Annotated in this window: 13 protein-coding genes; 8 read left to right on the top strand and 5 right to left on the bottom strand. The window is 62.8% G+C overall.

The window, feature by feature from the left end:
- Both ACKUUH_RS05955 and ACKUUH_RS05960 read right to left on the bottom strand, forming a co-directional pair.
- Nucleotides 1-427: glycosyltransferase family 2 protein (locus tag ACKUUH_RS05955; RefSeq protein WP_407948963.1), on the bottom strand; the 427-nt coding region annotated here is incomplete at its 3' end.
- On the bottom strand, nt 424-1,413 hold the full coding sequence (locus ACKUUH_RS05960; RefSeq protein ID WP_407948964.1) for a glycosyltransferase family 2 protein: 990 nt from the start codon (nt 1,411-1,413) through the stop codon (nt 424-426). The genes ACKUUH_RS05955 and ACKUUH_RS05960, both read right to left, overlap by 4 nt.
- Before the next feature lie 160 nt (nt 1,414-1,573).
- On the opposite strand from ACKUUH_RS05960, the gene ACKUUH_RS05965 reads away from it, so the two are divergent.
- Together ACKUUH_RS05965 and ACKUUH_RS05970 are read left to right on the top strand one after the other, a co-directional pair.
- On the top strand, nt 1,574-2,953 hold the full coding sequence (locus ACKUUH_RS05965; protein ID WP_407948965.1) for an O-antigen ligase family protein: 1,380 nt from the start codon (nt 1,574-1,576) through the stop codon (nt 2,951-2,953).
- A 19-nt stretch (nt 2,954-2,972) separates the two neighbouring features.
- On the top strand, nt 2,973-3,839 hold the full coding sequence (locus ACKUUH_RS05970; protein WP_407948966.1) for a sulfotransferase family protein: 867 nt from the start codon (nt 2,973-2,975) through the stop codon (nt 3,837-3,839).
- A gap of 19 nt (nt 3,840-3,858) precedes the next feature.
- Here ACKUUH_RS05970 and ACKUUH_RS05975 read toward each other — a convergent pair whose 3' ends face one another.
- Nucleotides 3,859-5,034 carry a glycosyltransferase gene (locus tag ACKUUH_RS05975; RefSeq protein WP_407948967.1) on the bottom strand — a complete coding sequence of 392 codons (1,176 nt, stop codon included), beginning with the start codon at nt 5,032-5,034 and terminating at the stop codon, nt 3,859-3,861.
- An 87-nt stretch (nt 5,035-5,121) separates the two neighbouring features.
- Between ACKUUH_RS05975 and ACKUUH_RS05980 the strand changes: the two genes are divergently transcribed.
- The 4 genes from ACKUUH_RS05980 (at nt 5,122) to ACKUUH_RS05995 (ending at nt 9,965) form a co-directional block, all read left to right on the top strand.
- On the top strand, nt 5,122-6,384 hold the full coding sequence (locus tag ACKUUH_RS05980) for a glycosyltransferase family 4 protein (protein WP_407948968.1): 1,263 nt from the start codon (nt 5,122-5,124) through the stop codon (nt 6,382-6,384).
- 108 nt (nt 6,385-6,492) lie between these two features.
- Nucleotides 6,493-7,347, top strand: a complete 855-nt coding sequence (locus ACKUUH_RS05985) for a sulfotransferase (protein ID WP_407948969.1) — start codon at nt 6,493-6,495, stop codon at nt 7,345-7,347.
- A 3-nt stretch (nt 7,348-7,350) separates the two neighbouring features.
- A complete protein-coding gene (locus ACKUUH_RS05990) occupies nt 7,351-8,883 on the top strand; it encodes a lipopolysaccharide biosynthesis protein (RefSeq protein ID WP_407948970.1) in 1,533 nt (510 codons plus the stop codon).
- Nucleotides 8,884-8,981: 98 nt separating this feature from the next.
- Complete coding sequence (locus ACKUUH_RS05995) at nt 8,982-9,965, top strand: sulfotransferase family protein (protein WP_407948971.1); 984 nt, start codon at nt 8,982-8,984, stop codon at nt 9,963-9,965.
- 8 nt (nt 9,966-9,973) lie between these two features.
- Here the strand turns inward: ACKUUH_RS05995 and ACKUUH_RS06000 are convergent, their stop codons facing one another.
- A complete protein-coding gene (locus ACKUUH_RS06000) occupies nt 9,974-10,651 on the bottom strand; it encodes a class I SAM-dependent methyltransferase (protein WP_407948972.1) in 678 nt (225 codons plus the stop codon).
- A gap of 260 nt (nt 10,652-10,911) precedes the next feature.
- On the opposite strand from ACKUUH_RS06000, the gene ACKUUH_RS06005 reads away from it, so the two are divergent.
- Nucleotides 10,912-11,586, top strand: a complete 675-nt coding sequence (locus ACKUUH_RS06005; RefSeq protein WP_407948973.1) for a hypothetical protein — start codon at nt 10,912-10,914, stop codon at nt 11,584-11,586.
- A gap of 78 nt (nt 11,587-11,664) precedes the next feature.
- Nucleotides 11,665-13,086, top strand: a complete 1,422-nt coding sequence (locus tag ACKUUH_RS06010; RefSeq protein ID WP_407948974.1) for an O-antigen ligase family protein — start codon at nt 11,665-11,667, stop codon at nt 13,084-13,086.
- A gap of 6 nt (nt 13,087-13,092) precedes the next feature.
- Here ACKUUH_RS06010 and ACKUUH_RS06015 read toward each other — a convergent pair whose 3' ends face one another.
- Nucleotides 13,093-13,764, bottom strand: a complete 672-nt coding sequence (locus tag ACKUUH_RS06015; RefSeq protein WP_407948975.1) for a hypothetical protein — start codon at nt 13,762-13,764, stop codon at nt 13,093-13,095.
- Between the last annotated feature and the right edge of the window lie 13 nt (nt 13,765-13,777).

The raw sequence follows: 13,777 nt of genomic DNA on the forward strand, positions 1-13,777 counted from the left end.
CATACCGGAGCCTGCCGTATCTGGGGACGGCGATCGGAGAAATGATGCCATCGGCGTGGAGATCGCGGTGATAGATCGCACCGCAATCCTCCGGACATTCGCGGATCGCCGCCAGCAGCGCATCGACAGCGCCCTCGGCGAGTTCGTCGTCACTGTCCACGAAAGCAATCCATTCGCCTCGCGCCCGGGAGACGCCGCGGCCGCGCGCGGAACAAACGCCCTTGTTCCGCTCCTGCACAAGAACGCTCAGTCGCGGATGCGAGAAAGCCCGAACCGCCGCAACGCTGTCGTCGGTGGACGCATCGTCGACCACAATCACCTCGACATTCTCGCCCGCCTGGGAAAGACAGCTGCGAAGACAGCGCCCGATCAGTGCCACCCGGTTATAGACGGGCACGACGATGGTAAGATCAATCGCCCCGCTCATACTCTCTTCTCATCCACTTTCGGCTCGCCCCGCCCTGCCGCCATTGCCTGGACGCGCTTGACCCAGCGAGATACGCCTTTCCGCAGACCAGATGGAAACAAGGCCAGAACGGCAATCGCATAGGCTCGCCGATTGAAGGGGTCCAGCCGAAGCGCGCCGAGGAGATATCGCCACCCCTCCAGATTCAGACCTTCGGAAAGATAGGCGGAAGCGATCTTGGAATGCCGGTAGGACTTCCGCCGTGCCTGCAGCCCCGCGAGGCGCGGCACGCGCGCCATCGCGAGCTCGGCAACACGCTCGGCTGCCGCCTCCCAGCCCGCCATGTCCCGGGAGGCATTCCTTCCATGCCGGCGTTTGTACACAAGCCCTCCGGGCACATACTGAATCGACCAGTCCTGTGCAATCCGGAGAACCATGTCGGAGTCCTCCGCAAGGCGAAGCTCGGTGTTGAACAGGCCAGCCTTTTCAAACACCTCGCGCCGGTAGACGGTGCTCGAAGGGATGACGGGTCCACCCCTGACAAAAAAGCGCTCGAGCAGGTTTGGATCGCTGGCCGCGTAGCGGCGGACCTGAAAGAGCTTCGCATCGGATATGCCGGCGTCGGAGAAATCATAGAAATCGCTGTAGACGAGGCCGATGCGATCATCGCTTTCGAGGCGGGGCAGCTGCAGCTCGAGCTTGCGCGGCGCCCAGATGTCGTCCCCGTCCAGAACCGCAATGAAAGCGCCGGAGGCCTCGGCCAGCGCCATGTTACGGGCGGCGGAAGGCCCTATCCCCGATGCCTTCAGGATTTTCAGTTTGCCTATCTCGTGAGCAAGCCCCTTCAGAATGGACTCGGATTGGTCGGTGGAGCCATCGTTAACGACGATGATCTCGCTCACGCGCCCATACGCCGTCTGGGCAGTCACGCTTCTGATAGCCTGCTCGATAAAGGCCGCCTCGTTGTGGCAGGTCATGATCACCGAGACATTGCCGGCGGCACCCATGTCGACTATCCGTCTGCTAGCGTTAAGACCTCAGCATGGCATTTCCGCTCCATTGACGGCCAGCCAAGTATGCAAGCTATCTTACTTCGGCTACTTTAAATATGGCAGTCAGAGCGTTGCTGCCCCTCCGAAACCGCCTGCCCGCCGGACCGATCGCCGCATGGAGACAGCATACATTTCCGAGTCCCGCTCTCCCGCGCAACACCTGGGACAACGCTCAGGTGCGGCCGGACGATGGGCGTGCATCATCCTCGGCTTGATTTGCGCCACCATGTTTCTGGACACGCAGTTTCACGCGGCAGGAGCAAAGATACGCCTTTTCGACGTTGCATTCGCAGCCGTTACCGCAGTCTACGCCCTCTCGATTCTCGTATCGCGACGGGTAAGACGCGTGCCGGGGGGAAGCTTCATCCTCGCCTTCTCCGCACTCACCCTCTACTGGGTCCTGAACGCATTCTTTCTCACATCCCCAACGGATGCCCTCAAGGAACTGCTGCAGGCGGTCAGCTTCATCGCGTTTTTCTGGATACTGAAAGACCTGCTGGCCGAAGAGGGGAATTTCCAGATTTTCCTGGTCAGTCTTTTCGTGGGTATCTGGGGCTTGTCCATTGCGAATGCCGCGGTGTTCATTACCAGCGGAACCTTCTATGGCTTCAAAACCATGGGGGCGATAAAGCTCACCCATAGCTACAGCCTGGTGCTCACCGCCGTAACCGCCGGCTACTGGTTTGGCCGGAAAAACTGGTATCTACCGCTGCTCCTGATCGTAGTTGCAGCAGCGCTCACGATCATGTCCGGCGAGCGAAAGGCCTGGCTCGCGGCCGTGGCCGCCATTGTCGTTGCGTCAGCCTTCACGGAAACAGGAAGACTAGCCACGTCCCGGGTCCTGCAGCGTGGGCTCCTGATCTTCGCGGTCGCACTCCCCCTTGTCCTTGTCGCGCAGGCTTCTTCGGAACGAAGCTATCTGACGAAGCAGGTCAACAGCACGCTCTCTGCCTTCGATAAATACTTCAACCCTGCCTATAACCCAATCGCCGACACGAGAGAGTCCATCAGCAACCGCGTGCGCCTTTACGTGTCCGACCAGGCGTGGTCTGTCTTTGAAGAGAACCCGGTCTTCGGGCTGGGCGTGAACCAGTTCATCACCTATATCGAACAGCGTTCGAGCGGGTTGCCCGAGGCGTTTTCACAAGGCATTCACAACGAATATCTACGCACCGCAGCAGAAACCGGTCTCGTGGGGCTTGCGCTCTACCTGGCGGTTCTTTTCATCGTCATGAAAAGAGCTGTGCTCTGCGTCCGCTCGATGCCCTTCCTCAACCGCTCGCTTCAATTCAGAACGCGCATGGGTATTTCGTTGCTCGCATTCGGCCTCGTCATGAACGCGTTCAAGGCGAGCACCGGCCTGAGCGTGCTGATCATCTTCTTGCCAGCCGTACTCTTGTTCTTCCCTTCCCGGAGCATCCGCTTGCCGAACGGCGGGCGCCGCCTTGCATCGGCCGACCGGGTCGGACGGGATCCTGCGGACACGACCGTTTAAATCTGGACGAAACCGGCAGATGCTTCCGAATTTTCTCATAATTGGCGCGCAGAAGGCGGGTACGACCTGGCTTTACGACGTATTACGCCGTCATCCCGACATCTTCCTGCCGGACACGAAGGAACTCAGCTACTTTTCGCGTCTGGATTCCGATGGCCGCGTGCTCGACCAGTTCACGCGGCTCGGCCGCGCCTGGTATGAAGATTTCTTCGCTCCCCGCCGGAGCGAACGCGCTGTTGGCGAAGTATCTCCCATGTATCTCTGCGACGACGCAGCGCCGGAGCGCATTGCCGCCATGCTTCCGGATGTGAAACTGATCGCCGTTCTGAGAGATCCCGTGGAGCGCGCGGCTTCCGAGTACTGGATGACCTATAACAAGCGGGCATCCATGCCGCCATTGATGGATCTCGCCGAAGACGGCAGCAACCTCATCGTAAGGCGCGGCCTCTATGGCGCGCAGATCGAGCGCTATCTACGTCATTTTCCGCGCGAGAACTTGCTGATCCTCATATTCGAGGAAGTCATGGCCGATCGCGATCGCGCACTCGACCGGCTTTGCAACTTTCTGGGTGTCGATCCGGCTCTTCAGCCGAGAGACGACCTCCATCGTGCATCGAATCCGGCCACAGCCTACCGCTGGCGATGGCTCCACACGACATCCGTGAAAGCAGCTTCGGCCTTGAGAGCAACCAGGGCACTCTCCTGGCTCCCGCGCCTCCTGAAGAGAGCGGGCTTCAACAAAAAAATAAGGGCGCTGAACGCCGTGGAGTTCGACAAGCCGGAGCTGACCGAAGAAGAGCGTCATACGCTGCGCTCCCTGTACGTGGCGGACCGGGAGAGGCTCGAGAAATTTCTGGGCAGGAAAATCGAGGCATGGCCACGGTAGGCGGAGGAAGCGTCTTCCCCTACAGCGAGCCGGGCGCGAGGGATGTGCCGAAGCCCGTCAGGCAATCTTCGTAGACCGTTTCGATCCTGTCCGTCATTATACGCGCGTCCCATTCAGAGAGATCGGTTGCCGCGCTCGCGGCGGCGAAGCTTGCGCGAAGCCCGGTGTCCCGCATCAACTTCTCTACTCCCTCGGCAACGCCATCGAGCCGGTCCCCTGCCACCACGAAACCATTCTCGCCGTCGCGGATAACGCGCTCGATCCCCGGAAGCGCCGAAGCGACGACAGGCTTTCCGGCAATGACATACTGGACGATCGAGCGGGGCAACCCTTCCCGCTGCGAAGCGAACACGCAAATGTCGCAGCCGGCCACGACCCGCTCCACATCTTCCCGGAAACCCAGGATGCGTACACGCTCGCCAATACCCTTGTCCCGAATGAACCGTTCGAGTTCGGGCCGTTCCGGACCGTCGCCCGCAAGCACGAGGAACAGGTCCTTGTTCTTTGCAAGCAGCGGCATCGCCGCTTGCAGGAGTTCAAGATGCCGCTTCCGCCTTTCGAGGACAGCGACGTAACCGGCGATCACGGCGCCGTCGCAGGATTGTCTCAAAGCCGAGATGTCGTCCGCAGGACGCGCATTTCGAAACCGCTCAACATCCATGCCGCTCCTGATGACGAAATGATTGTCATTCGTCCCCAGCCCATAGTCGAGGCAGAGGTCGCGCATACCCTCGCTGACATCGATGAAGGCATGGGTACGCAACGCCGTGAGCTTTTCCAGCAGAACGTACACGATGCGCTTCAAGAAGGGTTCACTCGTGAAGGGAAGAATGTGCACACCGTGAACGACCTTGGCGGGCAGCCAGGCAAGAGCGGCAAGACGCCCCACAATGCCGGCCTTGCTCGTATGCGTGTGAACGATGTCGGGGCGGACCCGGCGATAGAGCCTCGCCAGACCGGCCAAGGCGGCGAGATCTCTCGCCGGCGAAATCTCGCGCACCAGCAACGGAATCTCTACCGCCCTGACGCGCGGATCGAGCTGACCGCGCATGCGCTCCGTCCAGTCCCGTCCATAGACGAGCCACACCTCATGCCCCGCTTCGGCTTGATGGTTGCAGGTCAGAAGCGTGTTCTCATCCGCCCCGCCATTAACGAAGCGGGTTATGACGTGAACGATGCGGAGGCTGGAGGACATGGAGCCGTGATGAAGGAAGTGTGGTTGAAATCGCCAATGCGTTTGTTGAAGAACTCTAGCAATATTTAGACAGAGGCAGGATAAAATATGGCATGCTCCGAAACGGCCGGGCGGCAGCCTCCGGTCTCGACCGCCAGCAGACCCGTTCAGATCGGTACCGAATACGTGGACAGACCTCCCGGCACCTCTTCCCTGCACATCGTGCTCGTCCTGCCGACCTACCTGCCGGAGTCCTTCGGCGGCGCGGAACAGCAGAGCCGGAAGTTCGCGGCCACGCTGGTGCGCGAGGGCGTGAGGGTCACGCTGCTGGCACCGCGCATCGAGGCGGACACGCCCGCGCGCGAAACGAAGGACGGTGTCGAAATCGTCCGCTTCCGCCTGACGAGCCTGCCGAACCTCGGCGGCCGTCACTTTCTTTCCTTTGCCTGGTGGTCGCTGCGCACGGCCTGGTGGCTGTGGCGGCACAGGCAGAGCTACGACGTGGTTCACATCATCCACGGACGGCTGCACGCGGTTGGCCCGCTGATCGGCGCGAAACTCGCCGGGCGGCCGGCGCTCATCAAGTTCGGACGCGGCGGATACGATTTCGACATCGACACGGTGAAGAACAAGCGCCTCTTCGGCCCGCAATTCGCGGCGGTCATCAAGCGGCTGACGACGGGCTTCATCGCCAACAGCGCGCAAATGGCTGACGATGTGGAACGCCACGGCATCGAAAAAGCCTTTGTTCATCGCATTCCGAACGGCGTCCTCATGCCGCAGGCCGAACCGCGCGCCGCGCGGGAGAGAGACGAAAGCATCTTCCTTTTCATGGGACGCTTCGACAGGGAAAAGGCTATCGATACCATGTTGCGAAGCTTTGCCAGCCTCGAATGCAAGAACGCCGCGAAGCTGATGCTCGTCGGCAACGGCCCGCGAGAGGAAGAGTTGAGGGCGCTTGCACAAGACCTCGGCATTGCCGCGCGCGTCGAATTCACGGGACGCCTGGACGATGTAACGCCGGCCTTGCGGAAAGCGGATTTTTATCTGTCTACGTCGCTTTCGGAAGGCATGTCGAACTCCGTACTGGAAGCGATGAGCTTCGGCGTCGTGCCCGTGGTGACGCGCGTGAGCGGCGTCGAGGACATGGTGGAAGACGGAGCGAACGGTTATCTCTTCGAAGCGGGCGACGTTTCGAGTTGCGTGGAGGCGCTCGAAAGGGCCGCCGCGACACCACCGGACAGCCATGCGCGGATGAGCGCCGCCGCCCGCGAGACCCTCGCCGCACGCTTCGGCATGGAGAGCGTGGCCGCGCAACACATGGCGCTCTACCGGACGCTGCCGGGGATAAGAGGGGCCGAAAAGGCCTGAAAAAGGGATGACTGTCATCGAAATGTCATGCGAACGTCACATTCGAGGACGCAGACGCGCCGCGAGCACGGACAAAAAAACTTGTCCCCGGTTTGGACGAGGCCAGAAATGAGCGACATTGCCCGCGACGGAGAGCGAGCGAGGAGCATGAGGGGAGAGAGCCACCCGCTGCCGCCGCGCGCCTTCATCCTGGACTGCTTCGGTCGTGGCGGATCGAACATCGTCTGGAACATGATCGGCAGTTCGCCGGACGTGCTGGTGCCTTCGCGCGAATGGCACCAGGGCGTGTTCGGACAGCACCACAGACTGCGCAAGACGATGCGCGCGATGGGACGCGTCATCGACTGGAACGCCGTTCCGGGTTTCACACGCATTGCCGCCGCCCGGACGGCGCGCACGATCTCGCCCGAAGCATGGGCGGAGAAGCCGGACGCGACGGCCACCGTCCTCAAAGTCATGGACTTCCATATCGTCTTCGCCTCCGCAATCGAGGCCGGTTTCGACTGGAGCCGCCACATCGTCCTGATGCGCCACCCGCTGCCCATGTGCGAAGGCCTCATCCGCGGCGGCGAAAGCGAGGCGCGCGCAGCCTCAAGCTACAACGGCGTCGCCGCGAACATGGCGAGGGCCGCCCGCCGCCCGGATGCCCTCTCCGTCCGCTTCGAGGACATGATCGCGGACCCGGCTTCGTTCTACCGCCGGCTCGCCACGGACCTCGCGCTCCCGCCTTCGCCGGACGGCCTCGTCCGCTTCATGCAGAAGAAATTCGGCGCGGCGAGAACCACCGCCGACCATGGCGGGCGGGACGTCGTCCGCATCGCGCCGGAGGAACTCCGTGAGCGGATAGATGCTAATGTGAACCGGGACGCGGTCGCGCGGCTGACGGCGGAGCAGCGCCGCCGCCTCTGGCAGGCGACCGCCGACGCGGCGGCAACCCTCGGTTACGGCGAAACGGATTTCTGACCCATGAGCAGCGATCAAACGCCGCCGCCCGACCCCGCGCCCGCCGCGAAACCGGGGCGCTCCCTCACCCAGAAAACGGTGAGCGGTTTCATCTGGTCCGCCGGCGGCAACGCGGCGCAGGTCGTGCTGCGCATGCTCGTCCTCGCGGTCCTTGCGCGCCTCCTCGAACCCAGCAGCTTCGGTATCGTGAGCGCCGCCCTCATCGTCATCAGCCTGCTCGAGGTGACGGGTCAGGTTGGCACCTCACAAGCGATCATCCAGCGCCCGGACCTCGAACCCCGCGACATTCACACGGCGATCGGCTTCACGGCGCTCACGAGCTGCCTCATGGGCGCGCTGATCTTCATATTCGCCGCCGACATCGCGGCGCTTTTCGACATGCAGGGCGTCGAGCCCGCGGTGCAGCTTCTTGCCCTCGCCTTCCCGATCAAGGGCTTCTCCGCAGTGAGCGAAGCCTTGCTGCGACGGTGGATGCAGTTCCGGCGCCTCGCCGGCATCACCCTTGCGAGCTACATTTTCGGCTATGCGCTTGTCGCCCTCACGCTGGCCTATCTCGGCTGGGGCGTGCTCGCACTGGTCTATGGACAGATCGCCCAGACGGTCCTTCTCTCCCTCTGCCACATCGTCTTCACGCGCCATGTCTTCGGCTTCGGCTTCCACTGGCCCGCCCTGAAAGGCCTGCTCGTCTTCAGCGGCGGCATCTCGCTTTCGCGGTTTGCAAACTTTTTCGCAACGAACGCCGACAACTTCATTGTCGGCCGCATGCTTGGCGCGGAGGCGCTCGGCTTCTACTCCCGCGCCTTCAATTTCATGACGATGCCCGTGGGACTGTTGGGAAATGTGCTGGACCTGGTGCTTTATCCGGCCATGTCCTCGATCCAGACGGAAGAAGAAAGGCTGCGCCGCGCCTATCTTCTCGTCGTCGGCCTGATCGCGCTGACGGTGATGCCGCTCAGCGCCGTCATGGTCGCGCTGGGTCCGGAGATGATCCTCGTCGTGCTGGGCCCCAACTGGACGGAGGCCATCCTGCCGTTCCAGATTCTCTCATCCTGCCTTCTCTTCAGGATCGGCTACAAGGCGAACACGATCCTTGCCCGCGCCAAGGGCGCGGTCTATCGCAGCGCCTGGCGGCAATGGCTCTTTGCCGCTCTCGTCGTCCTTGGCGCATGGGCCGGTCACTTCCACGGCACGAGCGGGGTAGCGGCGGGCGTCGGCGTGGCGCTGGCCGCCCAGTTCCTGATGATGCTCGACTTCGGACGCAGGCTCACTTCGGCCAGCCCCGGCGATCTCGCGCGCGTTCACGCGCGTCATCTGACGGTTGCGCTGCTGACGGGCGGGGGTACCTACGCTTTTGCAGCAGTGGCGCGGGCGTATGAAATGCCACATCTTGTTGTTGTAGTGGCCGGCGGATTGGCGGCGGCGTCTGTAATGCTGGCGATACAGTTACTCATGCCGCATCTTTATGGCGAAGAAGGAGCTTGGATCAAAGACACAGTCACGAGCCAGATCGCAAGAAAGATGCATCGGGCGAGATAATGTTCGGTTTAATCGCTTTTCCAAATTTGTCGGTATTATGAGCGCGCGAGCCACACCTGAACACCACCGGTACAACCAACTTTGGCGAGATTTCATCTATGCATAGCAGACGAAGCATATTCATCGGCGGCTGCGGTCGAAGCGGCACGACGATGCTCGGAAGCGCGCTGGGTGCCGCCCCTGAGGCTGTGGTCACGCCGGAGTCTCAATTCAAATTGAAACTTATCCACCAAAAAAAAGCGGCGCTGTTATCGGAAAATTCCGAAGCGATCTACGCTCAGATAGCTTCGGACGAACGATTTCAGGTGCTATGGGAGATGACAGTATCTCCGTACGTGACCCGCATCGAAGACGAGAAGACCGATACATATGTGAGACGAATTCTTTTCGACATCGTAGACCAATACGCACAGAAGCATAACCGGCAAGGTTGGGAAGTCTGGATCGACCACTCACCAAACAACATAGAGAATGTTCCAAGTTTGATGACGGCATTTCCGGACAGCAAGTTCATTCATCTCGTCCGAGACGGCCGCGCAGCCATGGCGTCAGTACTTCCACTGGATTGGGGCCCCGCCGATCCGATACAAGCCGCATATTGGTGGATGGGGGCTGTCGCGTGCGGTCTGGCAGCCGAGCGGCGTTACCCGAAGCAGGTCTTATTCGTCAAATATGAGTCGCTAACACAAAACCCTGAAGCAGAACTCAGACGCATATGCGAGTTTACGGACCTGACCTACACGGAGGAAATGCTAACGGCCAACGCTCTACGGAAGTCTCGTTACATTGAGCAGCAACACGTGCGCGTGGGAACAACGATTAGCCCTGATACGAATGATCTGTGGCGTAGGAGCCTCTCAATCAAAGAGATATCGCTGTTCGAAATGGTATGTGGCAGCCTCCTCGAATTGCTTGACTATCCACTCGAAAACACCGACACGAGTGGCCGTTTTTCTCGGATCGATTTGATGTTTGTCCGCCTGAAATCAGCGATCAAAAAGGCTAAAAAACGCCGAAGGCTCAGACAAAGGGTAGCCGACTCACTACAACATCGCGGCGTCTCTCAGCACGGTCGCCAGTAAAGAAATTGCTAGGCAGTACCTGCCCCCCTGCGCGCCGTCACTGCCGTATGGAACTGCCCGCTCCGCAGCGACTTCAAACAAGAGAACAGTGCCTTTCCCTTGCTGCCTTCGCCGAACAGGACGCCGAGGCGGCCGCCGCCGGAACCCGGCAGAATTTCGGCGCGTTCGACTTCGAATCCGGAAACGGACAGAAGATTGCCGAGGGTCAGCGGCGTCCACGAATGCAGATGCATGTCGTCATTTGCCTTCCATGCCCTGTGGGAACGCAGCAGCAGAGGCATTTCGCAGGGCACGAAGATGCGGACCGCACCGCCGGGCTTCAGCACCCGGTGAAACTCGGCAAGGATGCGGCCCGGGCTGTCGACATGCTCCAGCGCATGATAGCTGACGATGCGGTCAACCGTCCCGTCGCCCACGGCAGCGAGATCACCGAAAACCTCATCCAGTACCTCACGTGCCTCACATGCGGCATATTCGCTGACCTCGACGCCGAGACGCCGTTCCGCATCGAGACAGGCGAGCACGCCTCCGGTGCCGCAACCGAAATCGAGCACTACCTGATCCGGCCTCGTAAAGTCCTGAAAATGACGAGAGCGTCTGCGCTGGGTCTCGTCCGACCGGTCCTGCGCACGTTGTTCGAAATAGTGCGCGCCCTTCTCCCCGACATAAAGATCCTGAGCCTTCATCGAACATCCTTTCCGCCACCGCACCGCCGGGCGGTTGAGAAACAACCGGTCGGGATGATAAGGCTTCGCCAGCTTTTGTCACAGCTTCTTGCAACGAGGTTGGCAGGATTTTGGATCGTCTTCCGGCGTGCGGGCTACTTGTCACACTGAACGCATTTCCGGGTGAGCAGAATGGAATTTCCGGTGTTTTCTTCTGCGGGAGTCCGATTGCTATGTAGTATGGTCATTCAATTCCATCCATAACCCGGTCAGACAACGCGATGCGACCAAGCGAAGCAAAGGCAATCGGCGAAATTCTGGCCCGGCTGGACAGGCAGGAGATATCGCCCTTTCTCAATCTGGGCTCGTCGACCGGGGCCTTCCGCAGCACCTCCCAACCCCATATCGACCGCTTCATCTTCCGCCCACTGGCCGGGCGCGGCGTCGAGGGTCTGCATGCGGACATAAAGCCTGGCGAGGGCGTCGACATCGTGGGCGACATCTACGATCCGGCAACGATGGCAAGCATCGAGAGGCTCGCCCCGAAGCTCGTCCTTTGCTGCAACATGTTCGAGCATGTGACGGACCGGGAGGCGCTGGCGAAGCGGCTGGACGAAATGCTGCGGCCCGGCGGGCACCTGCTCGTCACCGTCCCTTACAGCTACCCGATCCATTACGATCCCATCGACACCCGTTTCCGGCCGTCGCCGGAGGAACTGAAGGCACTCTTTCCGGGGTTCACGACGGTCGAAGCCGGCATCTGGCCGGACACGACCTATCTGCAGGACCTCCTCGCCGCGCGAGGGACCGGCGGGACGCTGAAGCACATGGCCAAGAGCGCCGTGAAGTTCTTCATGTTCTGGAGGGGCCTGCACTGGTGGAAAGGGCACTTCCACCGCTATCTCTGGCTTTTCCGTCCCTACAAGGTGACGGCGGTGCTGCTTCGCAAGGCGTGACGCCCCCCCCCGCAATGGCAATTCCCGGCGAAGGCTGCTACCCCTTGAAGCAGGCGGCAATGCACTCTTGAGGACCAGGTGAGCGGGAATTCGGCCTCCGGCGGAACGGGGAGCGGGAGCGGGACGGAGCGATGGCTCTTCCGCGCGCTGCTCGCCCTTGTCGCGCTGGCGCCGCTGCCGCTGGCGAGCAACCGGCCGCTGCCTGCCGCGATCCTCTCGCTCGGGGCTGGGCTCCTGCTCGCGCTCTGGGCCGGCGCCGTTCTGACGGGGCGGGCGGAGATGGCCTTCGCGCCGCGCAAGCTGCGCTGGCCGCTCGGGCTCTTCGGCGTTGTGGCGCTGTGGATCCTCGTGCAGGCGCTGCCGCTGCCGGCCGCATGGGGCGACCCGGTGTGGCGGGAGGCGGGGGCGGCGCTGGGCACGCCGCTGCGCGCGAGCCTCTCGGTCGACCCGCAGGCGACGCTGTCGGGGCTGATGCGCCTTCTTGCCTATGCCGCCGTTTTCTGGCTCACGCTGCAGCTTGGCCGCGCGCCGGACCGCGCGCGCCTCGCCATCGCCGCCGCCGCCCTCATCGGCGCGGCCTACGCGCTTTACGGCATCGGGGTCTATCTGGCGGGGAACGAGTGGGTGACGATCTACCGCAAATGGGCCTATCACAGGGCGCTCTCCAGCACCTTCGTGAACCGCAATTCCTATGCGACCTTCGCGGGCCTCGGCCTGCTCTGCGCCACCGCCTGGTTCGTCAACGGCTTCCGCCACCTGCTCGGGATCAAGCGCCCGGCGGCGCGGAAGGCGGCGATGATCGCGGAGGAAATCTTCAGCCGCTCGCTGCCGCGCACGGCCTGCGTACTGCTCCTCTTCATCGCGCTCATCCTGACGGGCTCGCGCGCGGGCATCGCGGCGAGCCTGATCGCCCTTTTCGTCCTGATGCTGACCCATGCGCGGGGCGGCGCGCTGCGCGGCGGGCAGGCCTTGTTCATGGCCGCGCTGGTCGCCGGCACCGCCCTGCTGGCGGCCGGGCTGGGCGGCGGCTTGCTGTTCGAGCGCCTGTCCTCGGCGGGCTCGGATGTGAGTGCCGGCGACCGGCGGATCATCTATGCGGCGACCCTCGACGCGATCTCGACCGCGCCCTGGACGGGAACGGGCTACGGCACCTATGAACAGGTCTTCGCCGCCTACCGCCCGGAGGCGCTGTCTTCCAGCCTGCTCTGGGACAAGGCGCATAACGTCTATCTGGAAAACGCGCTGGAGCTCGGCGTGCCGGCAATGCTGGCGCTGAACCTCGCCATCGCGCTGCTGGCGGTGGAGGCGCTGCGCGGGCTCTGGCGCAGGCGGCGCGAGCGCACGGCGCCCGCCATCGGCGTTGCCTCGACGGTGCTGGTGGGCCTTCATTCCTTTTTCGATTTCAGTCTGCAGATGCCCGCCGTCGCGGTCTTCTACGCCTTCCTGATGGGGCTTGCCGTGGCGCAGGCCTGGCCGCAGGCGCGCGGGCGGACGGGCTGACCGTCCTCAGCCCCGCCGCTCGCGCGTGTATTTGAGGATCTGCGAGCGGAACCTCGACCGTGCGCCGGCATCGGCGAAGGCATGGTCGAGAAAGAGCGCGCGCTCCGCATAGCCCAGCGAGACATAAGGTCCGAAGAGGCCGCGGCGGAGCTTGGGATCGGCGCCGAGGCGGGCCATGTCGCGGGTAGCACCTTCGCGCTGATCCTCCGGAAGGCGCTCCCAGAGCGGCAGCGCCGTGCGCACACGCAGCAGCATGCTCGATGCCTCGAAGCGGCCGGTGAGCCGCGAGAGCCGGAGATAGCCCGCCACTTCTTCCACCGGCGCGCCGCGCTCGAAGGCAGTCTGCGCGAGCAGGCTCCAGATGAAGGCATCGTTGGGGGCATGTGCCGCCGCCTGGCGCAGATGCGCGCGGGCGGCGTCGAGAGCGTCTGGATCGGCCGCCGCCGCGCGGCGCTCGAGGCGGGCAAGCGCGAGGGCAAGGGCGGCATCGGACGGGTGGACGGCGAGCGCGCGCGCATAACGGGCGCGGGCATCGGCGAGCGCGGCGGGAGAGAGCGGTCCGCCATCGGCAAGGACCGCCGCCGCCCGGCCGCCATCGCCGGCGGCGAACCCGTAGGCGATGACGCGGGGAACGGCGAGCGCGCAGATGAAGAGGCCCGCCGCGAGGACAACGAACACCGGCCAGCGCCGC

Source organism: Parvibaculum sp. (assembly GCF_045863935.1).
GTDB lineage: Bacteria > Pseudomonadota > Alphaproteobacteria > Parvibaculales > Parvibaculaceae > Parvibaculum.

Excerpts from the sequence above, each read along its gene's own strand:
- ACKUUH_RS05960 (WP_407948964.1), bottom strand. The coding sequence starts at position 1,413 with ATGGGTGCCGCCGGCAATGTCTCGGTGATCATGACCTGCCACAACGAG.
- ACKUUH_RS05965 (WP_407948965.1), top strand. The coding sequence starts at position 1,574 with ATGGAGACAGCATACATTTCCGAGTCCCGCTCTCCCGCGCAACACCTG.
- ACKUUH_RS05970 (WP_407948966.1), top strand. The coding sequence starts at position 2,973 with ATGCTTCCGAATTTTCTCATAATTGGCGCGCAGAAGGCGGGTACGACC.
- ACKUUH_RS05975 (WP_407948967.1), bottom strand. The coding sequence starts at position 5,034 with ATGTCCTCCAGCCTCCGCATCGTTCACGTCATAACCCGCTTCGTTAAT.
- ACKUUH_RS05980 (WP_407948968.1), top strand. The coding sequence starts at position 5,122 with ATGGCATGCTCCGAAACGGCCGGGCGGCAGCCTCCGGTCTCGACCGCC.
- ACKUUH_RS05985 (WP_407948969.1), top strand. The coding sequence starts at position 6,493 with ATGAGCGACATTGCCCGCGACGGAGAGCGAGCGAGGAGCATGAGGGGA.
- ACKUUH_RS05990 (WP_407948970.1), top strand. The coding sequence starts at position 7,351 with ATGAGCAGCGATCAAACGCCGCCGCCCGACCCCGCGCCCGCCGCGAAA.
- ACKUUH_RS05995 (WP_407948971.1), top strand. The coding sequence starts at position 8,982 with ATGCATAGCAGACGAAGCATATTCATCGGCGGCTGCGGTCGAAGCGGC.
- ACKUUH_RS06000 (WP_407948972.1), bottom strand. The coding sequence starts at position 10,651 with ATGAAGGCTCAGGATCTTTATGTCGGGGAGAAGGGCGCGCACTATTTC.
- ACKUUH_RS06005 (WP_407948973.1), top strand. The coding sequence starts at position 10,912 with ATGCGACCAAGCGAAGCAAAGGCAATCGGCGAAATTCTGGCCCGGCTG.